The 26,147-nt window shown below is 53.9% G+C and carries 26 protein-coding genes and 1 tRNA gene; 9 read left to right on the forward strand and 18 right to left on the reverse strand.

The window, feature by feature from the left end; translation table 11 throughout:
• Window positions 1–192: 192 nt before the first annotated feature.
• Window positions 193–585, forward strand: a complete 393-nt coding sequence (locus GTGU_RS04845; RefSeq protein WP_038154577.1) for a VOC family protein — start codon at window positions 193–195, stop codon at window positions 583–585.
• 80 nt (window positions 586–665) lie between these two features.
• Here GTGU_RS04845 and GTGU_RS04850 read toward each other — a convergent pair whose 3' ends face one another.
• The 6 genes from GTGU_RS04850 to GTGU_RS04875 form a co-directional block, all read right to left on the reverse strand.
• Window positions 666–1,241: a DUF1349 domain-containing protein gene (locus GTGU_RS04850; protein WP_038154578.1), complete on the reverse strand. Its 576-nt coding sequence runs from the start codon at window positions 1,239–1,241 to the stop codon at window positions 666–668.
• Window positions 1,241–2,113: an NAD(P)-dependent oxidoreductase gene (locus tag GTGU_RS04855; protein ID WP_038154579.1), complete on the reverse strand. Its 873-nt coding sequence runs from the start codon at window positions 2,111–2,113 to the stop codon at window positions 1,241–1,243. Before GTGU_RS04855 ends, GTGU_RS04850 begins: the two co-directional genes overlap by 1 nt.
• Window positions 2,114–2,140: 27 nt before the next feature.
• Window positions 2,141–3,679 (reverse strand): DHA2 family efflux MFS transporter permease subunit, encoded by a 1,539-nt coding sequence (locus GTGU_RS04860; protein ID WP_038154580.1) that lies wholly within the window; start codon window positions 3,677–3,679, stop codon window positions 2,141–2,143.
• A gap of 10 nt (window positions 3,680–3,689) precedes the next feature.
• Complete coding sequence (locus tag GTGU_RS04865) at window positions 3,690–4,868, reverse strand: HlyD/EmrA/EmrK family protein (protein ID WP_038154581.1); 1,179 nt, start codon at window positions 4,866–4,868, stop codon at window positions 3,690–3,692.
• A gap of 27 nt (window positions 4,869–4,895) precedes the next feature.
• On the reverse strand, window positions 4,896–5,351 hold the full coding sequence (locus tag GTGU_RS04870) for a MarR family transcriptional regulator (RefSeq protein WP_038154582.1): 456 nt from the start codon (window positions 5,349–5,351) through the stop codon (window positions 4,896–4,898).
• 123 nt (window positions 5,352–5,474) lie between these two features.
• Complete coding sequence (locus GTGU_RS04875; protein ID WP_038154583.1) at window positions 5,475–6,308, reverse strand: SDR family oxidoreductase; 834 nt, start codon at window positions 6,306–6,308, stop codon at window positions 5,475–5,477.
• Between the two features lie 105 nt (window positions 6,309–6,413).
• On the opposite strand from GTGU_RS04875, the gene GTGU_RS04880 reads away from it, so the two are divergent.
• Window positions 6,414–7,301 carry a LysR family transcriptional regulator gene (locus GTGU_RS04880; RefSeq protein WP_245609586.1) on the forward strand — a complete coding sequence of 296 codons (888 nt, stop codon included), beginning with the start codon at window positions 6,414–6,416 and terminating at the stop codon, window positions 7,299–7,301.
• A 5-nt stretch (window positions 7,302–7,306) separates the two neighbouring features.
• Here GTGU_RS04880 and GTGU_RS04885 read toward each other — a convergent pair whose 3' ends face one another.
• Genes GTGU_RS04885 through GTGU_RS04910 form a run of 6 tightly spaced genes read right to left on the reverse strand, consistent with a single transcriptional unit; the run spans window position 7,307 to window position 14,262 of the window.
• A complete protein-coding gene (locus tag GTGU_RS04885; protein WP_245609587.1) occupies window positions 7,307–8,947 on the reverse strand; it encodes a dipeptide ABC transporter ATP-binding protein in 1,641 nt (546 codons plus the stop codon).
• The gene (locus GTGU_RS04890; protein WP_038154586.1) at window positions 8,947–9,765 is read right to left on the reverse strand and encodes an ABC transporter permease; all 819 of its coding nucleotides are present in this window, start codon (window positions 9,763–9,765) and stop codon (window positions 8,947–8,949) included. Before GTGU_RS04890 ends, GTGU_RS04885 begins: the two co-directional genes overlap by 1 nt.
• Window positions 9,765–10,706 carry an ABC transporter permease gene (locus GTGU_RS04895; protein ID WP_038154588.1) on the reverse strand — a complete coding sequence of 314 codons (942 nt, stop codon included), beginning with the start codon at window positions 10,704–10,706 and terminating at the stop codon, window positions 9,765–9,767. The genes GTGU_RS04890 and GTGU_RS04895 overlap by 1 nt, the downstream gene beginning before the upstream one ends.
• An 18-nt stretch (window positions 10,707–10,724) precedes the next feature.
• The gene (locus GTGU_RS04900) at window positions 10,725–12,269 is read right to left on the reverse strand and encodes an ABC transporter substrate-binding protein (protein ID WP_038154589.1); all 1,545 of its coding nucleotides are present in this window, start codon (window positions 12,267–12,269) and stop codon (window positions 10,725–10,727) included.
• 13 nt (window positions 12,270–12,282) lie between these two features.
• Window positions 12,283–13,389 (reverse strand): C45 family autoproteolytic acyltransferase/hydrolase, encoded by a 1,107-nt coding sequence (locus GTGU_RS04905; RefSeq protein ID WP_038154591.1) that lies wholly within the window; start codon window positions 13,387–13,389, stop codon window positions 12,283–12,285.
• Window positions 13,390–13,401: 12 nt separating this feature from the next.
• The gene (locus GTGU_RS04910) at window positions 13,402–14,262 is read right to left on the reverse strand and encodes a hydrolase (RefSeq protein ID WP_038154592.1); all 861 of its coding nucleotides are present in this window, start codon (window positions 14,260–14,262) and stop codon (window positions 13,402–13,404) included.
• A 118-nt stretch (window positions 14,263–14,380) separates the two neighbouring features.
• Between GTGU_RS04910 and GTGU_RS04915 the strand changes: the two genes are divergently transcribed.
• The gene (locus GTGU_RS04915; protein WP_245609588.1) at window positions 14,381–15,136 is read left to right on the forward strand and encodes a GntR family transcriptional regulator; all 756 of its coding nucleotides are present in this window, start codon (window positions 14,381–14,383) and stop codon (window positions 15,134–15,136) included.
• A gap of 3 nt (window positions 15,137–15,139) precedes the next feature.
• Here the strand turns inward: GTGU_RS04915 and GTGU_RS04920 are convergent, their stop codons facing one another.
• Together GTGU_RS04920 and GTGU_RS04925 are read right to left on the reverse strand one after the other, a co-directional pair.
• Window positions 15,140–16,123 carry a glycosyltransferase gene (locus tag GTGU_RS04920; protein WP_038154594.1) on the reverse strand — a complete coding sequence of 328 codons (984 nt, stop codon included), beginning with the start codon at window positions 16,121–16,123 and terminating at the stop codon, window positions 15,140–15,142.
• 24 nt (window positions 16,124–16,147) lie between these two features.
• A complete protein-coding gene (locus tag GTGU_RS04925) occupies window positions 16,148–17,041 on the reverse strand; it encodes a GNAT family protein (RefSeq protein ID WP_038154595.1) in 894 nt (297 codons plus the stop codon).
• 511 nt (window positions 17,042–17,552) lie between these two features.
• Here GTGU_RS04925 and GTGU_RS04930 point away from each other — a divergent pair.
• Window positions 17,553–18,305: a helix-turn-helix transcriptional regulator gene (locus GTGU_RS04930; protein ID WP_038154597.1), complete on the forward strand. Its 753-nt coding sequence runs from the start codon at window positions 17,553–17,555 to the stop codon at window positions 18,303–18,305.
• Window positions 18,306–18,386: 81 nt separating this feature from the next.
• Window positions 18,387–19,280 (forward strand): proline iminopeptidase-family hydrolase, encoded by an 894-nt coding sequence (locus GTGU_RS04935; protein WP_038154599.1) that lies wholly within the window; start codon window positions 18,387–18,389, stop codon window positions 19,278–19,280.
• A 42-nt stretch (window positions 19,281–19,322) separates the two neighbouring features.
• On the opposite strand, the gene GTGU_RS04940 is transcribed toward GTGU_RS04935, so the two are convergent.
• Window positions 19,323–20,159 (reverse strand): MipA/OmpV family protein, encoded by an 837-nt coding sequence (locus GTGU_RS04940; RefSeq protein ID WP_038154601.1) that lies wholly within the window; start codon window positions 20,157–20,159, stop codon window positions 19,323–19,325.
• A gap of 205 nt (window positions 20,160–20,364) precedes the next feature.
• On the opposite strand from GTGU_RS04940, the gene GTGU_RS04945 reads away from it, so the two are divergent.
• Window positions 20,365–21,042, forward strand: a complete 678-nt coding sequence (locus GTGU_RS04945) for a response regulator (RefSeq protein WP_038154617.1) — start codon at window positions 20,365–20,367, stop codon at window positions 21,040–21,042.
• Window positions 21,042–22,445 (forward strand): sensor histidine kinase, encoded by a 1,404-nt coding sequence (locus GTGU_RS04950; protein WP_038154603.1) that lies wholly within the window; start codon window positions 21,042–21,044, stop codon window positions 22,443–22,445. Before GTGU_RS04945 ends, GTGU_RS04950 begins: the two co-directional genes overlap by 1 nt.
• Window positions 22,446–22,544: 99 nt before the next feature.
• On the opposite strand, the gene GTGU_RS04955 is transcribed toward GTGU_RS04950, so the two are convergent.
• Together GTGU_RS04955 and GTGU_RS04960 are read right to left on the reverse strand one after the other, a co-directional pair.
• Window positions 22,545–22,632, reverse strand: a tRNA-Ser gene (locus tag GTGU_RS04955).
• Window positions 22,633–22,774: 142 nt separating this feature from the next.
• Window positions 22,775–24,343, reverse strand: a complete 1,569-nt coding sequence (locus tag GTGU_RS04960) for an ABC transporter substrate-binding protein (protein ID WP_425427400.1) — start codon at window positions 24,341–24,343, stop codon at window positions 22,775–22,777.
• A 342-nt stretch (window positions 24,344–24,685) separates the two neighbouring features.
• On the opposite strand from GTGU_RS04960, the gene yccA reads away from it, so the two are divergent.
• Window positions 24,686–25,345, forward strand: a complete 660-nt coding sequence (gene yccA, locus GTGU_RS04965; RefSeq protein ID WP_038154607.1) for an FtsH protease modulator YccA — start codon at window positions 24,686–24,688, stop codon at window positions 25,343–25,345.
• A gap of 88 nt (window positions 25,346–25,433) precedes the next feature.
• Complete coding sequence (gene tusE / locus GTGU_RS04970) at window positions 25,434–25,763, forward strand: sulfurtransferase TusE (RefSeq protein ID WP_038154609.1); 330 nt, start codon at window positions 25,434–25,436, stop codon at window positions 25,761–25,763.
• On the opposite strand, the gene yccX is transcribed toward tusE, so the two are convergent.
• Complete coding sequence (gene yccX, locus GTGU_RS04975; protein WP_038154611.1) at window positions 25,760–26,041, reverse strand: acylphosphatase; 282 nt, start codon at window positions 26,039–26,041, stop codon at window positions 25,760–25,762. The genes tusE and yccX overlap by 4 nt on opposite strands.
• Between the last annotated feature and the right edge of the window lie 106 nt (window positions 26,042–26,147).

Consider the following 26,147-nt stretch of genomic DNA (forward strand, 5'->3'; position numbering starts at 1 on the left):
CTGTTTTTTATGCAAAAAAAAGGGCCAGCGAACTCATTCATTTTTCTTGCTGTACCTTCCGGATAACAAAAAAAGAGTTAATGTTACGTCGCGCCTGTTGGACAAAATAATATCAATTCTTATATCAGATTATTAGCACTGAACTCCGGCATGTGTTGTTATACGGAAAGCTTAATGAAAAAAGGAGGATTCATGTTTTCATATATCATGCTCGGTACGAATGATCTGCCTCGTGCGCTCCGGTTTTACGATCCGCTCATGGAGCTGCTGGGCTACCCTCAGGGTGGTCGTGGCGAGGAAGGCGCCTCATGGGGAACATTCAATGGCAACACGACCACCGGACTCTGCGTCGGCAGACCGTTTGACAAGCAAAACGCGACAGTGGGAAATGGGGTGATGGTGGCGCTGAATGCCCGATCTCCTGAGCACATCGAAGAACTGTATGCGCTGGCGATGCGGCTGGGGGGAACAGATGAAGGCGCGCCGGGGCACCGGGCGCATTACGGCAACGGCTTTCACAGTGCCTATGTGAGAGATCCCGACGGCAACAAACTGGCGTTTGTCTATTACGCCGCCGCGTCCTGATGGTACGTTGAAGTCCCAGGAAAAGACCCCTTCTCGCGGGAAGCGGTCTTTTCTTTTACTGGGGGCAGTCACGTTACCTGTCAGGACAAATCATGCAGTGCCTTATCAAATGCCGGTGCGAGCAGGAAATCGTCAAACCGCACAGAAAGCCCGCCGCGTTCCGGTGTGCAGCACATCACACCTACCGTACATTTGCCGGAAACGGGAAAGTGAGACAGTCGCAACAGCGGCCAGTGCTTGCCATCCGTGGAATACTGCAAACGCAGGCTCTCCCCTTTACGGGTCAGGCGCATCCAGAACAGCGCCGCATTACCGGGGAACACCCCCGTTGCCCAGTCTGAATGCCCTAGCGTTAACACGCTGCCGATGGCAGGAGCGCCGTCGTTATACTCGATACCGGCTTTTAACCAATGATCGTTATCCTGGAGAAGCATGATTCCGGCCTGATCATAGAGCGTGTTGAAATCCCCGCGGACCTTCACCTGAAAGGTGAAATCACCCGTGACATCACAGCCATAGAAATGACCGGAAAAACGCTCAAATCCGTACCAGGTTTTGTGCCAGAAGTCGGTTCTTTCATCTGTCGTCACCCATAACGAATCGTTTTCACGTCGCCATGAGCGGGGTTCATTGACCCAGTTGAACGCTGCGTCCATCAGGCTTCCTTTGTTTTAAGGTACTGGTAAATGCTCGCCAGATCCTGTTCACCATAACCGGCCTCCGCCGCCTGCTGCCACAGCGCAATGATATTCTCAAGGGCGGGCAGTCTGGCGTCGCCGGCGGCGTCCTTCGCCAGACGTGCGTCTTTCAGCGCCCAGATAAGGTGCATTTGCGGTGTGAAATCACCACCAGAAATCATATCGAGTTTCGCTTTGGCATACGGCGCTGCCAGCGGCCCGCCTTCCAGCACGCTCCACAGTTCGCTGGCCGTAAAACCCAGTTTCTCCGCCAGGATCACGGTTTCACTCAGGCTCTGCATCATCCCGATCAGCCAGCTGTTAACCACCAGTTTCATCCGCGAACTTGCGCCAGCGTCGCCCAGCCATACCTGACCTTTGCTGATCGCAGAGAATACCTGTTCCGCCTCCTGTGCCCGCGAACGTTCGCCGCTGGCGAGGATCAGGATTTGCGCATTTTCAGCGGGTGCCTTCGTGCCGGATACCGGCGCATCAATAAACACAACATCAGGACGCACCTGTGTCAGTTGCGCCAGCAACGCATCGGTCGCTTCTGTGCCGATGGTGCCCATCTGGCAGAACGTCGCGCCCGGCTTAAGCGCTGACTGTACATCAGACAGTATCTGGTGCGTCGTCTCGCCATCTGACAGCATGGCAATCACGACGTCAGCGCCCTCTACCGCCTGCGCTGCACGCTCTGACAACGTTAAACCCAGCGGTATTAAATCTTCGCCACGCGCCCGCGTACGGTTCCAGCCACGTACGGTAAACCCTTTTTTGAGCAGGTTAGCAGCAAAGGCATGCCCCATTGCGCCCAGGCCTAATACCGCGACTACAGGTTGCTGATTCATTGTTCTCTCTCCTTGTTTGTCCGTTCGTTAATGTCCCGAGGCCGCAGGTGCCCCAGGCGCACCGGAGCGGACAAACGGCGGTCGGGCAAACCAAATCACCACCGTCAGCACCATAAAGCCCCAGCCGAGGATCCAGAAATAATCGATGGTAGACATCATATACGCCTGCTGCTCAATGGTTTTATCCACCACCGCCAGATGCTGCTGCGTCACGCCCCCCATTTTTTGCAGATAATCCGCCGCCGCTGGATTGTAGACGGAAACACTCTCCGTCAGGTTCGCATGGTGAAACACCTCGCGCCGCGACCAGATCCAGGTGGTCAGCGAGGAAGCAAACGAGCCGCCCAGTACACGGAAGAAGGTCGCCAGACCGGAACCTTCCGCCACTTCAGCACCATGTAAATTCGACAACACGATAGTGGTGATGGGCATAAAGAAAAACGCCACGCCGATCCCCATGAACATCTGCACCTGGGCAATGGTACGAAAATCAACGTCAGTATTGAATTGCGCGCGGATAAGACAGGACGCGGCCATGGTCATGAACGACAGCGTCGCCAGGATCCGCAAATCGAATTTACTGGCGTAGCGGCCAATAATCGGCGTCAACAGCAACGGCAGGAAACCCATTGGCGCAGCGGCAAGTCCCGCCCAGATCGCGGTGTACCCCATCTGGGTCTGCAGCCACTGCGGCAGGATAATGTTGATGGCGAAAAATGCCGCGTAGCCCAGCGTCAGAGACGTCGTTCCGATGGCGAAATTGCGATCAGTAAACAGCCGCAGGTTAACAATCGGATGTTTTTCCCCCAGTTCCCAGATGACAAACGACACCAGCGCAATCGCGGAAATGACAGACATCACGATAATGGTCTGTGAAGAAAACCAGTCGAGATCGTTGCCTTTATCCAGCACTACCTGCAACAACCCGACACCGAGTACCAGCAGCGCAATGCCGATATAATCAATGGGGGCTGTCGTCGTGGTTTCTTCACGCGCACGCAACTGCGTCCAGACGGTAATCGCCGCGAAGATACCGATAGGGACGTTGATGTAGAAAATCCACGGCCATGAGTAGTTATCTGTGATCCAGCCGCCCGTTATCGGCCCAACGATGGGCGCTACCACCGTGACCATGGAGAGCAGCGCCAGCGCCATACTCCGTTTGCTGGTCGGGAAAATGACCAGCAGCAGCGTCTGACACATGGGAAACATGGGGCCGGCGAAAAAGCCCTGTAGCGCGCGAAAGACAATCAGTTCGCCCATGCTGTGGGCGAAACCGCACAGGAACGAGGTCAGGGTGAACAACGCGACTGAACCAATAAACAGCCTGAGTTGCCCGATACGCCGGGTAAACCAGCCCGTCAGCGGCAGCGCAATCGCGTTGCACACCGCAAACGAGGTAATAACCCAGGTTCCCTGATCGGAACTGACGCCAAGGTTACCGGCAATCGTCGGCAACGCCACGTTGGCAATCGTCGTGTCCAGCACTTGCATGAATGTCGCAAGCGAGAGCGCGATGGTGGCAAGCAGCAGGCTGGGCGGCGCAAATGCTGACTTATCTTGCATAACATCTCTCTTAGCGGGCGCTGGACGCTACCACTTTACTGTTGTCATGAAGGATTCTGGTCACCAGTTGATCAGCCTGTTCCAGCGCGTTCTGATAAACGTCCGTCCTGAAACGCGGTGCATCCACGGTTTTCTGCGGCAGCAAATTGCCGTCCGCGTTGCGGATATCCACTCTGGCGAACATCGACAACCCCACACGCAACGGATGTTCCTGCATATCATGCGGATCGAGGGTGATTCGCACCGGTAGTCGCTGGACGATTTTGATCCAGTTACCACTGGCGTTTTGCGCCGGTAACAGAGAGAACGCGCTACCGGTGCCGATACCAAGACTCTCAATCGTGCCGTGATATTTCACATCATCACCGTACAGATCCGCCGTGAGCGTGACTTTTTGCCCCAGACGCATAGTGTTCATCTGGCTCTCTTTAAAGTTGGCATCCACCCAGACCTGATCCAACGGCACAATGGACATTAGCGTCGTGCCGGAATCCACCCGCATGCCTAACTGCACAGCGCGTTTAGCAACAAAACCGCTGACTGGCGCAAGGATGGTGCTGCGCGCGTTATCCAGGAAACGCTGACGCAGTGTGGCGACGGCGCTTTTGATTTCCGGATGGCTGTCGATAACCGTGTCATCGACCATCGCAAGGTTGGTTTTCAGCGCCTGCTGCGCAGCGGCCAAATCACTTTTTGCACTGGTCACAGCATCGCGATAGTGAGAGAGATCTTCTGCGGCAATCGCGCCGGTGGCGAAGATCTTCTGGCGACGCGCGTAGTCACTCTGCGCGGTTTGCAGCGCGACCTGTTTCGCCGCGACCTGCGCACGGTAGTTATCGGCCGTGCTGTAAAGCCCGCGGACCTGGCGCACCGTATTCGCCAGATCGGCCTCTGCCTGTTGCAGGGCGATTTCGGTATCGCTCGGATCGAGCAGTACCAGCGGTTGCCCCTTCTCAACGTAATCGCCTTCATCGACGGTAACCTGCGTGACCGTACCGGCGATTTGCGGCGTCAGTGTCACCAGGTTGGCGTTAACATACGCATCGTCAGTCGTTTCATAATAGCGGGCATAAAGCAGATACCATGCCAGAGTTCCCGCCGCGATCAGCAGCAGGATAACGAACAAAATAGCGAAGTTACGTTTACGCTTACTGGGGGTTTGTTCCGGTTGTGCAGATGAAGTTTGCATCTTTGTCTTAACCTTTTTCAGGACAGCTTAGCGATGTGGCTGGATAGCCTCGTCCGGCAACATTTTTATCAGTAATGCTTCAAGTTGCCGGGACTCCCCGGCTGTCAGACGTGCCGTCAGCAGACCAATAATCGAGGCCAGCGCCTCATTCTGAAAGCGGTCACAAATGACCCGCCCTTTGTCAGTTAATGCCAGTATGACCTGCCGTTTATCATCCGGATTGGGGTTTCGCACGATCAGTTCCCGCTTCACCATTCGCTCAATCATGCGACTCATCGCCCCGGCATCCATAAGCAGATTCTTACTGATCTCTACCGGACTGGTGAAACCTTTATAGATACTAATCAAAACCTTGAACTGAGCGGCGGTGATGTCCGTGGCGGAAAAATACTGGTTAATCAACTGATCTTTAAACTGGTTTGCCAGATGAATCAGCAAGCCGAGGTGAAGTTTGATATTGGGATTATCCGTGGTGTTTGTCATGATACTTGCCTGATCAGTAATTGCATTTGAAATTACTGACCAGGCATTTAATTGTCAATACAAAAGCAGGAAAAGCGCAAGTTTTGTCACTTGTCAGCATGAGTCGCGAAAATACGCCCGGGCTTACGCCTCCTTGTCCGCACTCAGGGCCACCGCGCGGGTTGCCTCCAGAACCTGTAACCGGCCATTCAGCGCCTCGCGAACAGAGTGATATGCCTTACTCCCCAGCGCCAGGCGGAACGGAGGGTTTTCTGCATCCGCAGCGGCGACAATCGCTGCAACGGTTTTAACCGCGTCGCCATTGATGGCGATACTGCCGTCAGCCAGCCCGCGGCGCACCTCACCGGCGGGGGTGTTCTCATAGCAGGCCATGGGCGGAGCGATATCCAGACCGCTGGCGAAATTCGTCGCCGTCGGGCCAGGTTCAGCAATGAGAAAATCGATACCAAAGGGAGCCACTTCCTGCGCGACGGATTCAATAAATCCTTCAATATCCCATTTAGTGGCGTGATAGAGACTGAAATTCGGCCACGCCATTTGCCCCCCTTCTGACGACACCTGAATAATGCGTCCGCCTCCTTGCTGACGCAGACATGGCAAAACCGTGCGAATAAGCTGAATTGATCCAGTGAGATTGGTGGCAATCTGACGCGCAATCTGGCCGTCAGTGACCTCTTCCGCCGCGCCGAAAAGCCCGTATCCCGCATTACTGACCAGCACATCGATATGCCCGGCATGATCGAATGCCTGCTGCACGACACGACGTATGGCCGCGGTATCCGTAATGTCCAGCAGCAGAACATGGAGCTGCTTGCTGTATCGCTCCAGCAGATCATCCAGCGCGCCGGGCTTGCGCAGGGTGGCAATCACGTTATCGCCTCTCGCTAACAGTTGTTCTGTCATCAGGCGTCCAAGACCGGTTGAGGTACCGGTAATAAACCAGGTTTTAGTATTCATCGTACGCTCTCCATAAAATGGTTAACTCACCGGTACAGGTTATGGCACGATGATTAGCATGATAAGACTCAACAAATCGCATGAAGAGGTGAAATGAAATCACCAATGAAAACCCCAACGTTTTCCGACCTGAAAGCCTTTATGGCGGTAGCAGAGCAACGTAGTTTTCGTCGCGCGGCGGATTTTTCCGGTGTCACCCGCTCAACGTTAAGCCATGCTATTCGCGGGCTGGAAGCGCGGCTGGGCGTTCGCCTGCTGCACCGCACTACGCGCAGTGTGGCGTTGACCGAAGCCGGAGAAGAATTGCTGCGGCGCATTTCGCCGCATCTGACGGGTCTGGAGCAGGCGCTGGAAGACGTGGCGGATACCCGGGGGCAGGTGCTGGGTACGTTGCGTATCAATGGTGGGCAGGAAGCCATTCAGTTGCTGCTGCAGACGATTGTGCCGGAGTATCTGGCACGTTATCCCGGCGTGTCGCTGGATCTGGTGGTGGATGGCAGGCTGGTGGATATTGTCGCCGAAGGGTTTGATGCGGGGATCCGGCTGGCGGAAGATGTTCCTGCCGATATGGTGGCGGTGCGTTTTGGTGGCGATGTCCATTTTCTGGCTGTCGCATCACCGTCCTATCTGGCGCAGCACCCTGCCCCCACGGTACCGGACGATCTGACGCAACATCAGTGTATTCGCCAGCGATTACCCAGCGGCAAACGCTACCGCTGGGAGTTTTCCCGCCACGGGCAGAGTATTTCGGTGGATGTCCCCGGTACGCTGACCCTGAACAGTTCACCGCTCATGGTGTGTGCGGCCATTCAGGGACTGGGGATCGCCTATGTCCCGGAGGTTCATGCCCGGTCTGCGCTGGAGGATGGCAGGCTGGTCACGGTACTCGAACCGTGGTGCCCGCCAATCCCCGGTTTATGCCTTTGGTTCCCGGCCAACCGGCATATGCCAGCCAGCCTGCGGGCGCTGATTGATATCATTAAACAGGGCTGATGCCATCATGCAGGCTGCTGCTGGAGCTGATATCCACCGTGATCCAGGGGTTTCAGGATCGGCAGGCAGCGCAGTAGCCGCTGGGTGTAGGGGTGACGCGGGTTATCCAGCACATCGTCACTCCAGCCGCTCTCTACCAGTACGCCTTTTTCCATTACCAGAATACGATCGGCAACCTGTTCAACTGCCCCGAGATCATGAGTGATGAAAAGACAGGCGAATCCATAATGGTTCTGTAGTCGTTTTAATAACTGCAGGATCTGTTTTTGTACCGTCATATCGAGGGCCGAGGTCGGTTCATCAGCAATGATAAACGCAGGATGGCGAATAATCGCCCTGGCGATAGCCACTCGCTGGCGCTGCCCTCCTGAGAGTTGATGCGGATATCGGGTTAAAAACATTTCCCCCAGCCCCACCTCATCAAGCACTTCGCGGACTCGCTGTTCACGGGCGCGCCGGTTCATGGTGTCCACCAGCAGGAGCGGCTCTTCGAGGATTTGTGCAATAAACATCCGCGGATCCAGAGAGGAAAAAGGATCCTGCTGAATCATCTGGCATTCACGACGCCAGGTCGCGAGCAGTTTCTTATCTGCATTGCTGACCAGATGTCCACGAAACGCCAGCGTTCCACTGCTGGCCTTTAACATGCCGGCAATCAGTTTACCGATGGTGGTTTTACCCGAGCCACTCGCCCCTACCAGGGCGACTGTCTCTCCCGCACGCACATTAAAGCTGACGCCCTGCACCGCCTTCGTCACGGATGCCGGACGAAACCATCGTTTATGACCGCTATAGTTGATTTCAACATCCGTCAGGGCAATCACGCTTTCCGCCGTCAGTAATCGCTGCCGGTCCGGGGCAGTCTGGCGTACCGGTAATGCTTCCAGCAGCCGTCGCGTATAGGGATGCTGTGGCGCGGCCAGCAGACGCTGACTGCTGTTCTGTTCAACCAGTTCACCCTGCTCCATCACCATAATGCGCGAGGCATAGCGCGCCACCATCGATAAATCGTGGCTGATGAGGATCACCGCGCTGCCCTTCTCCGCCGTCAGCGACAGCATCAGCTCCATCACTTCATGTTGCACAAGCACATCGAGCGCTGTAGTTGGCTCATCGGCGATGATCAGTTTCGGCTCCAGCAGCATCACGGCGGCAATCATGACCCGCTGACGCATGCCTCCAGAAAACTCATGAGGAAAACGTCCAAGCAAACTGGCGGCGTCTGTTAAGCCAACGCGCTCCAGCATGGCGATAATTTTTCCTCGCCGCTCGCGCTCAGTCAGTTGAGTATGGAGAACCAACCCTTCATCCAGTTGACGACCAATGGTCATCGCCGGATTCAGTGATGTCATCGGCTCCTGGAAGACCATGCCGATGCCTGCGCCGCGCAAACTCCGCAACTGTTCCTGGTCAAGCTGCTGCAAATCCTGACCGTCGAAGATCAGCGAATCTGCGAGGCTGGTGATGCCGGTAGGTAATAATTTGATCAGCGAACGCATCGCCAGCGTTTTTCCACTGCCTGACTCCCCCACAACGGCCAGTACTTCGCGTGGTGCCAGCGAAAAAGAGATGCCTTTCACGACCTCACGTTCTGCCGCATTCACCCGCAAGTTAGTCACCTGCAACAAGGGTGTCGGATTGTTCATCATTGCATCCTCGGGTCGAGATAGTCGCGTAACGCATCACCAAGCATATTGACGCCCAGTAATGCCAGAGAGATACAGATCCCGGGCAGCAGCGCCAGCCAGGGCGCCTGCGCCAGATAGTTGCGGCTGGCCGCGAGCATATTGCCCCAGGTCGGTTCCGGTGGTGGCACGCCAAGCCCCAAAAAGGAGAGCGCGCTTTCAGAAATCAACACCCAACCGAGCATGGACGTTGCCAGTACCGTCAGCGGCGCAAGGCAGTTCGGCAGCACGTGCTTGCGAAGAATGGTCAGTTCGTTATGCCCCATGATTCGTGCCGCGGCGACAAAGTCCGCTTCACGCAGCCCCATGACGGTTCCGCGCACAATGCGCACCACTGACGGCGTATAAGCCAGCCCCAGCGCAAGAATAATGCCGTAGCGGTTATTACCGAGGATGCTGAGGAGCCCCAGCGCCAGAAGGATGCCGGGGAACGCCAGCAGTGTATCGGTTATCATCATAATGACCCGGTCCACTACACCCCGCAGATAGCCGCTAATCAGTCCGAGGACAATACCGGCCAGCAGCGCGAAGCAGACCGTCACCAGAGAGATGGTCATGCTGGCGCTGGCCCCAGCCAGCAGGCGGCTGAGTACGTCACGGCCATATTCATCCGTGCCGAGCAGGTACTGCGTGCCAGGTGCCTGCAGGCGTGCCAGGATGTTAATCCGGCCAGGATCAAACGGCGTCCAGAAAAAGCCCACCAGCCCCGCCAGCACGATGACGCCAATTAACGTCATACCTACCAGGGCATTGGGCGCGAGCGCTATTCGTCTTTTCATCAGGCGGAAACCCTCGGGTTAAATAGCGGATAAAGAGCGTCAATCAATAGATTGGTTAGTACGTAGAGCGTGGCGATAAACAGCATACAGCCCTGAATCACCGGGTAATCGCGGGCGTAGATGGCATCAACCAGCAGTCGCCCCAGCCCGGGAAGGCTGAAAACCGTCTCCGTTACCGCGACGCCGCTGAGCAAATTACCGAGCGTTAAGCCAATCAGTGTCAACGTCGGACCGAACGCATTAGGGAATACATGACGCGACAGCACGGTACGCTCGCGCAACCCCTTGGCACGGGCGTGGGAAACGTAATCCAGCCGCAGCACTTCCAGTGTACTGGCACGCATCATGCGCACCAGCGCCCCTATCTCGACCAGCACCAGCGTCATTACTGGCATCAGCAGATACAGGACTCCCGCTTTCAGGTTATCGCTTAACGAGACGTACCCGACCACCGGCAACCACCCCAGTTGCAGTCCGAACAGCAGCAGGATGAGTAACCCCATCCAGAAGCTTGGGATTGACAGCAAAAAGGTAGAGAACATGACCAGGCCGGTGTCCAGCGATGAGTTCTGTTTCCATGCCGCCAGCATGCCGGCGGGCACGGCGAGCAGCGAGGCGATCGCAATCGCCGCCAGCACTACGCTCAGCGTCACGCTGAAGCGTTGCAGGATAAGCGGCAATACGTCCTGGCCGCTTTGAATTGAGTGACCAAAATTGCCCTGCAACACATTTCCGAACCAGATGATGAACTGTTGGATCATCCCCTGATCCAGCCCCATGCTATGGCGCAGATCTGCGAGGCTCTTTTCCGTCGCCATATCGCCCAGCATCAGTAGCGCCGGATCTCCCGGCACCATGCGGGTGAGCAAAAAGACCAGCACTGTCACCAGCAGTAATGTGGGAATGGCGGTCATAACTCGGGTAAGCAGGAACTGCAGCATGTGCGTCTCCTTATCTCATCAGGCTTTGCTGACGTTCCACAGCCGCGCTGCAGCCGCCAGCCAGGCTTTATAGCCGCTGATAACCTTGCGGTGAGCAACAATATCCAGCCCCGGATAGAAGATAATCAGCGGGACATCAGCAATCATCTGCTGATGGAGTTTGTCGGTCAGCGCCTGAATTTGCGCCTGATCGTCGAGGGTGGCCAGTTTGTCGGTCATGGCGATGGCCTGTGGTTCGCCCCAGACTTTGCGTTTTTGTTGGGTTTTGTCGCCAGTAATCTGCTCAAACGCCAGCGCGGGGTTGAAGCGCGCCGAATAGGTGAATGTCATCATTTGATAGCGGCCGGACTGATAACGTTCCAGTTGTGTCGCCCACTCCATGGTGGTGACACGGGCATTGATACCTGCCCCCTGCAACATCGCCTGGATGATAATCGCCATGTCAAAACTCGGTACCGTGGCACGCTTATTGGCGATAATCTCCAGCGGTTGCCCCTTGTAACCTGCCTCTTTCAGCAACTGCGCGGTGCGCGCCGGATCGTATTTGTACCCCTGCTTCTGAACATTGCTGTAAAACGCCGAGGCGACGGAAATATTGGAATTAGAGGCGTGAGCCATATTCTGACTTGTGCCGAGTGCTATCTGTTCACTGTCCAGCGCGGAGGCAATCGCCTGGCGCAGTTTGACGTTTTTCAGCAGCGGATCGTCCGTCTGAATCAACATCACATGACGCTGGGCATTCGGGGCCACTTCGAGCGTGATATTCGGGTCTTTTTTCAGATCACTGCCATCAATCGGGCTGACCTGCGCCAGATCCACCGCACCGGATTGCAGACCTGCTTTTACCGTCGCCGCATCCGGCACGGCCATAAAGCGAACCTCATCAACCAGCGCTTTTTTCCCGCCGACAAAACCATCAGGTTTACCCGGTAAGGCGCTGTAATCAGCAAACCTTTTCAGGGAGACGTATTCGCCGTGTTTCCAGTCGCCAAAAACGAAGGGGCCAGTGCCAATCGGCGCAACCCAAGTGCCATCCGCCGCGACGGATTTCGGACTGATCACCGCCGTGGCACCACAATCGGTTCGCGCCAGCGTATCAAGGAACAGCGCCACCGGTTTTTCCAGCGTCATGACTACCGTGCGGTTATCCGGCGCGCTGACGTCAGTCACATGAATCAGGCTACTGCCGTCAAATTCACGTAAACATCGCCACTGGGTTTTCGGATCGTTCCAGTGCTTCCAGCTCCATATCACATCCTGCGCCGTCATGGTGTCACCGTTGTGAAATTTCACCCCGTCGCGCAGATGAAAGGTGTAGGTTTTCCCCTCATCGCTGACGTCCCATGAAGAGGCAAGCATCGGTCCGACAGTACCGTCTTCGCGATACCCGACCAGACCTTCCACAACGTGCATCAGGACATCGTCGGTGTTACCGTCACGGTTCACGCCTGGCTGGCTACTCCGGATATCCTGATTGAGGGCGAAACGGATCACAGTATTGTCAGCCGCCTGCGCCATCAGCCCCGGCATGAGTAGTGCCACCGCAGATAAAAACTTTTTCATACCAGCCTCTCTGTTAGTCGAGCGTGTAACGTGTAAAGGTGCGGTTCAGCGCCGGAAGTGGCGCCACATCCATCACTCCATCAGCAGGTGTCATCACAATCATCGCCACGGTGGCAGACAAATCACTGCTGAATCCGGGACGTGGCGGGCGGCACACCGAATAAGGGGTTCCGAAATCATCAAAAAAAGCATTTTTCATTTCTTCTTCACCGGGTTTTTCGCAGCCTTTCAGCAGTTCGCTGACACGCCATCCCCGGTACAGCGAATCGGGCGATGCCTCAATACCCTCCTCACGGACTTTGCAGCGGGCAGGCAGACTTTCCCAGTGGTTGGCATGCACCAGCAGGCCGTTTTGCGGGTACAGGGTGAAGCTCTCGTCCGGCGCACATTCAAAGTCGATGGCGAATCCCTCTCGGGTGCTGAGGATCATGTTGTTGGAACAGGACTTCGGCGTGGTGGCGACCACCTTCATCGCCAGCGCCATATGCTGCTGCTCCAGCGCTTTACGCCGAATCAGTGACAACGGGACGCCCTGCTGTTGATAGTCGCGCTCGCAGCGCAAGTAGTTGGCAGTAATCGCGATGCCTGCGCTGTTCATGCCACTGCGCCCAAGGCCACCTGCCTCAACAAACGTCAGCACATCCGGCCCCTGCTCCCGTTTGATTTTCACCACCACGGAACTCTCCGCGCATTCGGCTCGCCAGTCCCAGTTCTGCCCGTGAATAAGCTTTCCGTGATGGCTGCGTTCAGGCAGGATCACCGCGCCGGTACAGCCGTCTTTTATCGCGTCATCATGCGGCGTCGCACAGCACTGCAGGTTTCGTGCCTGGGCTATGACTTCAGTCCGGGCGTTGATCATCACAATCGCTTCCAGCGGCACGCCTGATGCCGCGGCAATGCCCCGCATCTCGTTAAGATAATCCGCGTCAAAATCGTGGATAATCGCGCTGAAACGGGTGATCAGTTTTTCGCGATGTTCGCGGGAGATCTGCAGGGCATCAAGCTGGTCGCCATAAATGGCCACACTGGCGTGAATTCGGGCTTTTGCCTGTTCGCCATACTGGCAGCCGCGCGCATAGGGCGTGCCGGAAATTTCAATGAGCGGAAATGGTTGCGTCACGTTATTTGCTCCTCAGCGATGTGCCAGCAAAACCCGCAGGAAGAAATCTTTGACCTGCTCCAGAACTTTCATCCCGTCATGGCCGACATTCGGGACAATGTCCTGGACGGCGTCAATGCCGTGTTCGCGCAGGCTGTTCAACAGTGCCGTGTTGCGCTCAATACGAGTAACGCCAGCATCATTACAGCCAGGCATGTAGTAGCGGCCACCGGGTTTATGGGTAATTTCCCAGGTTTCCAGATCCACTTTCCCCACCACCAGCTGTACCGCCACCTCGCGTAATGCGCTGTAATTGAGGGGCTTGCCAAAAATCTGCTCAAAGTTCTGCACGCCGGGCCACCAGGCCTTGCTGTCGTCCAGCAGCGTGACCGACCCCGGTGCACCGACGGAAACGCCAAGCAATTTTTCCGGATGGATGTAGAGAAAGCGGTGAGCGAAATGTCCTCCGCCTGAATAGCCAAAGAGCAAAAAGCGGCCAAAGTCATATTCCAGCAAGGCGCTGACTTCATCGATCATTGCCAGCAGCAGCTGGTCGTAGCGAAGATCCTGCTCGATGATGTACTTAAATCCGTGGGCGTTGCCATCGCCCAGCGGCCCGACCGCAAACAACGGCGCCAGCACGACGCAACGGTTGTAGCGTGCAAACTCGGCAAAAGCGTCGCGATACTGCACCATCGAGCGCCCGGTGCCATGCATCGCCACGATCAGGCGATATCCGCTTTTGTCATCGTCAAAGCCAGGGGGAACATACAGGCAATACTGAAAGCGCGGATCGTGCTGGCAGGAGAAGATGGTGGTGCTTCCTCGGTAGTAAAGCGCCAGACCACGCACCGCGGCATTTTCTGAATTACTTTTAATATCAGTTTGTTGCATAAATTGTTTGCTCATTCAGTCGCTGTTCAAATTCGATTCAAACACAAAACCAAAATTGGCGCCAATTTAAAAAACAATTTATTAACAAAAGATCTGGCTCGTGTCACAATTCGCCACAGTGTCAGATAAAAAAACGATAGTGCCGGGGTTTACGCTGGCGAAAAAACAAGGAGCCCGTCATTATCAGTGGGTCGGGCAGCAGCATAAGATCGCAGAAACAGCAGAAGGAACAGAAGATATGGCGCACCGTAAAAGTGCTCTGGTGCATGTCGCCAATCGCCTCGCGATGGACATCAACACAGGAGAATTTCAGCCGGGCTCCTGGCTGAAACAGGTGGAACTGGCTGAACGTTATCAGTGCACCCGTAGCGAGGTGCGCCGGGCGCTGGATCAACTGGTGATTGAACGACTGGTGCAGCATGTACCTAACCGCGGCTACCACGTTTATACGCCTGATGAGCAGCAACGCCGTAACATTTCTGCTATCCGGGCGATACTGGAAAGCGCCTCGGCGGCGGACATCGTGGAGCATATTCAACCACAGCAACTGGATACCCTGCGCCAGTGCGCGGAATTGTTCGATCACTACACCCAGTACGGTACGCTGTTAGAGCAGTACGAATCTAACCTCGCCTTTCACCGTGCGCTGCTCGCCCCCTGCTCCAACCTGGATATGATTGAGCTTATTTTTGAATTACGTGGCCGGGTGCCTTCCGCGGCGCTGGGGCAATGGAACTCGCATGCCAGAATTGTTCAGTCATCGGAGGAACATTTCGCGATGGTGGCCGCTATTGAGCGCAAAGATGCGGCGGCGCTTGCACAACTTCTGCGACTGCATATCCTGCAGGAAGACAACCCGAGACGGCACGGATAGTGATTATTTCAGCGTATGGACACGCTGACGACGCAGCGGCAGGCAGAGTTTATGTACCAGCTTCAGGAAGAAAAAAACATCACTCAGGCTGTTCACTCCTGGCAGTAACTGGCACAGCGAAATCCGCTGTCTGAACTGCATTCTCAGTACCTGCGGGTTATCCACTTTGCGCCGGTACAGCCCCAGAAAATGCCTGCTCTCTACCAGCGCATGCCTGACCAGAGAACACCTTATCGCGCGGTGCTGTGGTTGTGCGCTGAGCGCCAGGATCTCTGCAATCAGATCAATATAGCTGACCGCCCGGATATCATAATAATCCCGCCGGTGCGTGATTGATGCCGGGTTACTGACATAGAAGTAATCCTTCCTGTCAGCGAAATAGAAACGGCCATTTCCGGTAGCAAGTTGGACTGTCCATAAAATATCTTTGTGACTTTTGCCGGGCTGGAATCGCTGGTTATTTTCGCGAATATACGCCGAACGTACCATCTGCAGCCAGAGATAATGTGGCCATTCTCGCTGACGGACACAATGGCGTATCCATTCATACCCGGTGAGTATCTGCCCGTAAAGTTGTTTGCGGTGAACGGTGTGACGACGCTCCCCGGTGCTGCTGACATGCCAGCCATTAAAGACAACAACATCCACCTGTGTTTCACGGGCCGTGCGCAGCCGCTCCTGCAGAAAATCCCCGGTAATCTGGTCATCGGCATCAAGGAACACCACCCATTCACCGCGGTGAATGGCCAGCGCAGCGTTACGTGCAGCGTATACGCCCTGATTCTCCTGGCGAAGCGTAATAAGCCGTTCATCGGTAATAGCACAGAGCTCTGCCCATGTCTCATCGGTTGAGCCATCATCCACGACGATCACTTCCATGTTAACCGCCTGCTCATTGAGCAATGAATGAATAAGACCACCAAGCGTGGCGGCTGCATTGTAGACCGGGATAATAACGCTGATATCTTTTTGTTGTTCGTGTTTCATGTTTATGTATGAGGGGTCGCGGAATTAAGAGATCAGACGATAAAGCGGTTCCCGATCGCACCAGCGGGCTTTATAGTCAGCGGTCGGACGGCCAAAACTAAATCGCATCTGCTTCCCTGCCGTCTGGCAATAATCATGCGCCGCCTGAATATTTGCCCATGCCGCCAGTGTGCCGACAGACAATGATGACAACGAGAGATCCATACCGGCGTTAATGTAATCCAGATAAACGCGTTGGTTGTCTTCTGACTTCGTGAGCCATTGCATGGCGCAGGGCTCACCGTTAAAGAGGAGTATTTTCCCGAACATAAGATCGGGTATTTCTTTCAGTAATTCAGCGACCGGCTCTGTGGCAATCTGTTTCTTTCTTCGCAGAAAATACAGATGTGCATAAATACTAATGAGTTCATCATGTGAATAATCAGTCACACAGCGGACTTCGCCGCCACTGTTCAGAAATCGTTTTAATTCACGATTACGGGACTGGCGTGTTTTCTGACTTACCGGTCTGACAATACTGATTTCTCGTCCTGCATTGAGCCAGTGGCTGCAATTCATGAATGAGGCATGATTAAGCCCGGACAGAAATTTTGTTCTGAAAGGTAATAACGTTCTGATCTCCGCAGAGACAGGCAATACCAGCTCGTCAAAATTAAGAGGATAGCGGGATAACTGATGTGCTTTCACAGGCCTCTGGTCACCCGCAATATATTTACCTTCCCAGACGCATACGCCGCCCGTTAGCTTTCCCGTCCTGTTCCGTTGAATAAAGAACGTTTCGTTAAGACGATATCGGGTATGAAAGAAATGAAGAATGCGGGGATCAGCGAGTGTGCTTCCACCAAACAGCTGCCAGGCCTGAATATAATCCTCGAAAGAGGCTTCCTGCCAGCCAAAGCGACGGGATAAAAAGTACATGAACGTTCCTTGTCGTTACTTTCTGTTTTCGGATGTATTAACGGGAACTTCACGTTTTGCCCTTATCTCCTGATTGACGAGCATCAGGCAGCGATCGCAGTACTCATTGTCCAGCCCGAAAAGGCGATCCCACAGGCTCCTCTTCTTATTGCATCGCATACATCTTTTCATTCCATTACCTGATTACATTCCACTGTCGCGCACTCAGGACAACGGGCTGCCACCCCATAAGAAGACAGGAAATGAATTAATAAACAACAAGTTAATTTTTTCAGAAATCTAACATAAGCGAAGCGGTGCTGGATAATTCATTTTGCAGATCGATTATCACCGATCGATCGTTATTAACGATCATTACAGAATGCAAAAATAAGTCCTCCGGAACGCGTTCGGATCGCCGATTTTTATGACCGTCCGGCGGCACTGTAATTGCATAACGCAATTTGAGTCATAGACAGATTTGCACAAACCATGTCCGTGACATAGCACCGTTAAATGTAAGGGGAAAAGTATGCAAGTTGAGACCAGTCGCCCTGGAAATATGGATTCCGCCAGGCTTAAAGCTGCGTTCGCCAGGCTGTTTGCCCGGATGCAATCATTGGGTTTTGATGCAGTGATTTACCACTATACACCGGTTCCGCGTTCGCCTGATGGGGAACTAATGACCCCTTCGCTACGTGAAATGCGCAATGCACCGGCCGATATGCATCAATTATGGTGCGAACGCGGCTATTATCAGGCCAATCCGGTGCAGCGTTACGCATTGCAAAGCTGCGTGCCCTTCGCCTGGTCATATCAATTCCCGGCAAGCTGCGTGCTGCGCCATATGATGGATAATAACGCGCGTGAAGTCAGCCGTTATATGTGCGATAACAACATGCCCTGCGGCGCAACCGTGCCATTGCATTTGCCGAATGGCGGATTCGTTACGCTGACAGGCATTCTAACCCGTCATTACACGGAACCTGATATCAGTGATACGCTCGCCCGGATGATGTTTCTTGCACATCACTTTCAGGAGACGGCTTTTCCGCTGTTTGACGCCTCAATGCGTACCTGTCACCACATCCGACTAAGCAACCGCGAGCGCGAATGTCTGGCGTGGTCCGCCGAAGGGCTGACGGCAAAACAAATCGCCCGTAAACTGCATCGATCGGTCGCAACGATCACGCTGCATCTGAACACGGCGGCGAAAAAACTCGGCGCGACGAATCGCGTACAGGCTGTGGTACGCGCGATGCACTACCGCCTGCTCGACAGTTAAGAACTAGCACTTTTACTAGTTTTCAGTACGACCCATGACGTTCTACCCTGAGAGCAGGTTCACTTCAAAGGAAAACGTCCCATGTACACCGTTCGTGAAGGCTTTGCACCCTTTCAGGGCTATCAGACCTGGTTTCGCATCTGCGGCGATCTGCATAACGGGCAGACGCCGCTGGTAGTGGCTCATGGCGGCCCGGGCTGTACTCATGATTATGTTGATGCGTTTAAAGATATTGCCGAAACCGGACACTCCGTTATCCATTACGATCAACTGGGAAACGGACGTTCAACCCATCTGCCAGATGTCGATCCCTCATTCTGGCAACCTTCCCTTTTTCTTGCCGAACTGACTAACCTGCTTCTGACGCTGGGAATTGAGGACGATTACGCGTTGCTCGGTCAGTCCTGGGGCGGAATGCTGGTGGCGGAACATGCCGTTACGCAGCCATCAGGCCTGAAAGCGCTCATCCTCGCCGACACTCCGGCGTCCATGACGCTGTGGATGGAAGCCGCCGCCAGACTCCGCGCTGAGCTGCCAGCGGAAGTGCAGGCCACGTTGCTGGAACATGAAAAAGCGGGGACGCTCGACAGCGAGGAATACAAAGCGGCAAGTATGGTTTTTTATCAGCGCCATGTTTGCCACCTTGATCCCTGGCCAGAAGAACTCTTGCGTACCTTTGCCGCGCTGGAGTCCAACCCTGGTGTGTATCTGGCCATGAACGGTCCCTCGGAATTTCACATTATTGGCTCGTTGAAAAACTGGAGCATTGTTGACCGGCTCGGGAAAATTGCGGTGCCAACCCTGCTCATTTCCGGGCGTTACGACGAGGCAACCCCGGAAGTTGTGCAGCCTTTTATGGATAAGATACCCGGCGCGCAGTGGGTCATTTTTGAGAACTCAAGCCATATGCCCCATATAGAAGAGCGACAACGCTGTATGCAAACTGTCGGGGATTTTCTGTTGAGAACATGCTAATTCCATAGCCGACACCAGGTTGACGAATACATCAAACAACAATCAGAAGCGATATGTCACTTTCAGGCTTCCTTCAGGTGATGCTTTTCGTTGCACAACGGGACTGTTACGCGCATCTCCCATCAACTGCGTAAAGCCTGCGGCAGCAATGACGCTCCAGCTGTGGTTGAAGTTGTGCGTCCAGTCCATATTCATGGACAAGGCATAAATCCCCGATCCGGCATCATATTGAGTAAACCCCGATGCGGCTGACTGCGATGAACTTACTCCGTAGTAAGTCTGCATGTAGTCGCTCGTTCCCCAACTGCTGGTCAGCGCCATCGTCACGGTATTTTTCGATGAGCTATAAAGCGGACTGGTAATGCCAAAATGCAGGGCCGCGCCATTGTCTCGCTGAGAAAACGGCACCTCAGCCTGCAATTGCAAATTAAGCCAGTCGGTCACTTTATACCCCAGACCAAATACACCGAGAGCCGAGCCTTTGATGTCGCCCATGCCTCGCAAGTAGTCACTACCGTCGCTCATTGCATCGCTGTCTACATTATGATCCTTACGGCCTGCGCGATAGCTCAGCGCAGCGCTGTAATCCAGGTTGTCGATGCTGTTGCCGTAACCGATACCCCGCGTGGTACTAGCGAAGAACCCATTATGCATCGAGTAATCAAGTACCAGGGCCGTTGTGACGCGGTTTTCATCCGAACCAGAATAACGTGACGTAACATCGACGCCTCCGCCCAACGTTAAGACGTTACCCTGTTGCGGTTCGGCCGCTAGTGCTGGAGTGGTCAGTAACGCCAGCAGCGCGCCCGGTAGCATGTTATTCAGGGGGAGTCCCGAGAGTGAAGGGAGGAACTTATGACGTAGTTCGTAGTTGCTCATTAAAGAAGTCCTTATGGATTCAAACGATTACGATGCAAGCGGTTTTAAACGCCAGAACGCACAGTCTGAATACGCTCCCTAAAGTTCTCATGAGCCTAAAATGAAGAAATACTGAAGCATGTCCCGACATTGCAAATCTGATAGATTTTCTGGTATCGGTTTTTTCTTCATACGTTCTTCATTCACTGTTGATAACGTAACTATTGTGAAAATTCTCCTGATCGAAGACGACCTTGATCTCGGCAATGGCGTACGTATTGCCCTTGCAGATCAAGGATTAGAAGTTATATGGGTTCGCCGCAAAATGGATGCGCTACATCAACTCGATGTCTGCGTACCAGAACTTGTGCTGCTCGACCTCGGCCTGCCCGACGGCGATGGAATGAGTCTGATGGCGTACTTGCGCCAGCATCTCAAAGGGATCCCCGTCATCATTCTCACTGCGCGAGGCACTTTGCAGGATCGCCTGTACGGGCTGGATGCCGGTGCTGACGACTATCTCGTCAAACCTTTTGTTCTCGCCGAGTTGTTGGCCAGGGTGAGAGCCCTTGCGCGCCGTAGTTACGGTTTTGAGAATGAGGTGATCGAAATTCGCGGGTTATCTCTCCATGTGCCGACTCGCCGTGTGACAGTGAGTGCGCAGAATATAGAGTTGACGGCGAGCGAATACGCGCTGCTCGAGACGTTACTGTTGCGCACCGGTCGCGTACTTACACGAAGGTTTCTTGAGGAAAGGATATTCGGCACCAAAGAGAATATGAGCAATGCTCTTGATGTGCATATGGGTAATTTGCGGCGCAAAATCGGCGAAGGTTATGTGCGAACAGTGAGAGGCGTAGGGTTTGTCATTGATACCGTCCCCATCAGGAAGGGAGCAGATTGATGCAAAATTTTTGGCTCCGCCTGAGAGTTCCGACGCTGGTACGGCGAATCATGATTGCCCAGATGCTGCTGCTTACACTGCTCTGGTGTCTTTTTCTGACCTGGATTTTGTGGGAGAACTTGCGTAGCCCCCCGATGCTGACGGGCAGTAAGACTTACGAAACCATCCTCACCGTGGTTGATCGCATGGATGATCGCCCGCAAGCGCGAACCGAGGTACTGGAAGCGTTCAGCCATGCGCTGCGGGAAAGCTATGGTGGAGGCGAAGATCCCGCGCTGACAATCAGCCTCATCGTTCGGAAGAATGACAAGATAATTTATTCATCTGATGGCGCTCCGACAGGGGTGACAAACACGCGATATGGACAACTCCAGAATAGTGAGAGTGAAGGCCGCACCTGGACCAGTCGTACCCTGAAGTCAGGGAGCGCTGACACGGAGGTAACACTTGTCACTCCTGCCGGAAGCTGGAACTTCTTTATCTATCTCAATTCGCAGGGGTACTACATATTGCCGTTGCTGGTGTGCATCCCTTTTCTTTTATTTCCTGCGTGGTTGTCAGTCCGCATTGCAATGCGCCCCTGGAACAAGGTGGTAAATGAGATTGCTTTACGCGCGCCAGAAGATCTGTCTCCCTTAAAAGCAGTGCCAAAGCATATGGAGCTCCGCCAGATGGTGGACGCGATAAATGTATTTCTTGCGAGGTTGCGAGAAAGCACGGAAAGAGAACGGGTTTTCATTGCCGATGCCGCTCATGAGCTGCGTACCCCACTGGCTGCGATGCGCATTAACGTTGAAGCGTTGCAGTCCTGGGTCAGCAGCGAGAGTCAGCAGGAGTTGCTGGCCGGGATTATTCGCAGCAATAGCCGTGCTGCTCGTCTCGTCAATCAGTTGCTGCTGATGATGCACAGCGAAGCACTCACTGACACTGTTATGGAGCCTGTGCCGTTGACGACGCTCGTTCAGGAACGAATGGCTGAGCTGTCTCCGCTGGCTGCAGAGCGCAGGATTGAATTTGAATTTTACGCTCATGATGAAATCTGGATTTCTGGTGTCAGGGAGCGCCTGATGTCGCTGATTGATAACTTGATTGAAAATGCCGTGAAGTACAGCCCTGAGGGCGGTCGGGTTGAGGTTGATGTGCGATCACTCGAAAAATTCACTCAGCTGCGAATCTCAGATTCAGGACCTGGTATTCTGCCTGAGTTAAGGGAGCGTGTGTTCGATAGGTTTTTTCGCGATCCCAATCAGATACAAAACGGAAGTGGCCTGGGGCTGGCAATAGTCAAAGCGGTGGCGCAGCAACACAACAGCAGCATCTGCCTCAGCACCTCTGCAGAGGGTGGGCTGATGGTGACGATTGATTTCTCTCAACAGCGGGTATCTGGCGGAACACTGGCGTGAAACTGAAAGACCGGCTCCGGGAACGGCAATGAGGACAGAAGCTGGATTCTGACAGCCAAAAAACAAAGGGGTTACCTTTCGGTAACCCCTTGTTTAATCTGGCGGAAGCGCAGAGATTCGAACTCTGGAACCCTTTCGGGTCGCCGGTTTTCAAGACCGGTGCCTTCAACCGCTCGGCCACACTTCCGGAATGAGGCGCACTATAAACATCCCTGTTCGCCGTGTAAAGCCTGTTTTTGATCGTTTGCCTGAAAAACCATCAAAATGCCGTTTTTCGCCTGAAATTGCAGCACATCGACTCGTTATTCAGCGCCTTAGCGCCATCTGGATTAATGCTTTTTAATGTACATGTCCTTCGTGTAGTAATACCCCAGACGGTCCGGGTTAAAACCCCCTACCCACGGTTTGACCAGATGGGAGCGAACGTAGTGATAAAGGGGAATCGCCGGGACATCCTGGCCCAGGCTGTCTTCCGCCTGCTGATAGTATTTACCCCGGTCAGCTACCTTTTCCGCCCTCGACGCATTAATAAGCGCCTCGTCGAATACCGGGCTACTGTACCGGCTGGTGTTTTCACTATCGCCAGTGCGGAAGTTGTTCAGGAAGGTTGAAGCGTCGTCATAATCCGCAATCCAGGCGTAACGCACAACGTCAAAATTGCCGGTGTGCATGTTGTCGAGCATGGTCTTCCATTCCTGATTTTGCAGCTTTACCTCTACGCCAAGGTTCTTTTTCCACATCGAACTGGCGGCGATGGCGATACGCTGGTGTGATTCCTGAGTGTTGTACAGCAAGCTGAAACTCAAAGGATGATCTTTGCCAAACCCTGCCGCTGCAAGCAGTTTTTGCGCCTCGCTGATGCGTTTTTCCATCGGCCAGCTGGCGTAGTCCGGGTTCGCCAGTTTCACACCGCCGATTTCCGGCTGGCTGATGACCCAGGCGGCACGCTGCCCCTGCCCCAGCACCTTTTGCGCAATGATGTCTTTATCCAGCGCCATATTGAGCGCCCGACGAACGCGCGGGTCGTTAAACGGCGGTTTCGTGGTGTTGAACTGGTAATAATATGTGGCCAGTTGCGGCGTCACGTTGAGCTGATCGCCCAGCGTCTTCTTCAACGAGGCAAACTGGTTGATGGGTACCGTCGAGGTAATATCAATCTCGCCCGCTTTATAACGGTTCACATCCGCCGTCTCTGAGGCAATGGGCAGGTACGTAACCGTATTAATCACTGTATGCGCATCATCCCAGTAACGGGGATTACGCTGCGCCACGATGCGTTCGTTCACTACCCACTGCGAGAGTTTATAGGGGCCGCTGGTGACGATATGCTCCGGCTGGGTCCATTTGTCACCAAAGCGGCTAATCAGGATTTTATCGATCGGCACCATCGACTGGTGGGCCAGCATCGGCAAAAACGCGGCGTTTGGCTGGTTAAGCGTCACCTGCAGCGTGGTGTCATTGATCGCCTTCACACCCAGCGTATCAGGGGCTTTTTTACCTTCGGCAATCTCAGCCGCATTAACGATATGCATATTTGCCGGGTAGGTGGCATACGGAGAGACGGTTTTAGGATCAACCAGACGTTGCCAGCTCCAGACGATATCCTGCGCCGTGATGGCGGTGCCATCGGACCAGGTCACACCGGGACGCAAATGAAATGTCCAGACGGTATTGTCCTTTTCATCCCACTTTTCAGCCAGTCGCGGCTCTACCTGACCATCGACATTAACCGCCACCAGACCCTCGAACATATCCTTGATAATATTTGCTTCGACATCACTTTCGACTTTATGCGGATCGAGCGACGACGGCTCGCTGCCGTTGTTCCTGACCAGAGTCTGCTCCGCCGCCAGTTCAGTTCCCGCGGGCACCGTGGCGGCAAAAGCGGCCGGTGTCATGGACAACAGTCCCGTCGCCAGCAATATTAGCGTAATGCGATTATGTTTAAATGCTCTCATGTCCATTGCCTTATGCAGAAAATGTTGCAGTAAATTTTTGCGACCCTGCTTCCAGTCTTAGACATGGAATTCCATTAAAGCAATAATTTTCAGTAACCTATAAGATGTCGATCTGCTTGGCTGAATGAAAAAAACGTTTATGCTGATTTTATGATAAATAGCGAAATAATCCGCTATTGAGAAAGAAAGGAGAATCAGTAAAGTTGGGTAAAAGCATTAGGGCTTTTCCTTCCCTTTTTTTATGCTTCTTCGTTAATGATATCTGTCATAAGAGAGTGACTTATGGATCGTATAATTACCTCGTCACGCGATCGTTCATCGCTGCTGAGTACGCATAAAGTTCTGCGTAATACTTATTTTCTTCTCAGCCTGACGCTGGCATTTTCTGCCATCACAGCAACGGCCAGCACGGTGCTGATGCTGCCGTCGCCGGGGCTGATCCTGACATTAGTTGGGATGTATGGTCTGATGTTCCTGACCTATAAGCTGGCGAACAAACCCAGCGGCATTCTGGCGGCCTTCGCGTTCACTGGCTTCCTGGGCTATATCCTTGGCCCGATCCTTAACGCGTATCTCTCTGCCGGCATGGGCGATGTCATCGGCATGGCGCTTGGCGGCACCGCACTGGTGTTCTTCTGCTGCTCGGCTTACGTACTGACCACCCGCAAAGACATGTCCTTCCTCGGCGGAATGCTGATGGCGGGTATTGTGGTAGTGCTGATTGGCATGGTAGCGAACATCTTCCTGCAACTGCCGGCGCTGCATCTGGCAATCAGCGCGGTGTTCATTCTGATCTCTTCAGGCGCCATCCTGTTTGAGACCAGCAATATCATCCGCGGCGGCGAAACCAACTATATTCGCGCGACAGTGAGCTTGTATGTCTCGTTGTACAACATCTTCGTCAGCCTGCTGAGTATTCTTGGCTTTGCCAGCAGAGACTAACGGTTAACGCCCGACACGAAAGCCCCGCTTATGCGGGGCTTTCTTTTTTTGCTACACTGCCGCCAGTTTGTTCGGATTATGAAGCGCTATGTTTATTTTTGACGGCAGAGAAATTGAGACCGATAGCGAAGGCTATCTGAAAGACACCACCCTGTGGAGCGAGCCGATGGCGGTGACAATCGCCGAAAACGAAGGTATCGCCCTCTCCCCTGAGCACTGGGAAGTGGTGCGTTTTGTGCGTGAGTTTTACCTCGAATTCAACACCTCCCCCGCCATTCGTATGCTGGTAAAGGCGATGGCTAACAAATTTGGCGAAGAAAAAGGCAACAGTCGCTATCTGTATCGTCTGTTCCCGAAAGGCCCGGCAAAGCAGGCTACCAAAATCGCCGGTCTGCCAAAACCGGTGAAATGCATTTAGTAACAGATATCAAACTTATCCCACGTTCTGGCGGGTTGATGCGGTTCAGTCAACACTTTGTCAACCCGCGCGCTTCGCGGCCCTCCCGCCTTCAGCCAGTCAATTAATGCCTCGACCTGTTGCGCTTCGCCGCAAGCCAGCACTTCGACGCTACCATCATCCAGATTGCGGGCGTAACCGGTCACCCCGAGCCTGAGCGCCTCACGTTGCGTGCTGTAGCGAAACCCGACACCCTGAACGATGCCATGAACCCATGCGCGGGTGCAGACGTTTGCCATCATTGTTCTCCTGTAATGCCTGACAGGTTGCATTTCCCTGAAGAAATACAACCTGTCGCTCATTATCGTTGAACTGTCAGAATAGCAAATTATTTAATGCCATTTC

Source organism: Trabulsiella guamensis ATCC 49490 (assembly GCF_000734965.1).
In the GTDB taxonomy this organism is placed as follows: Bacteria; Pseudomonadota; Gammaproteobacteria; order Enterobacterales; family Enterobacteriaceae; genus Trabulsiella; species Trabulsiella guamensis.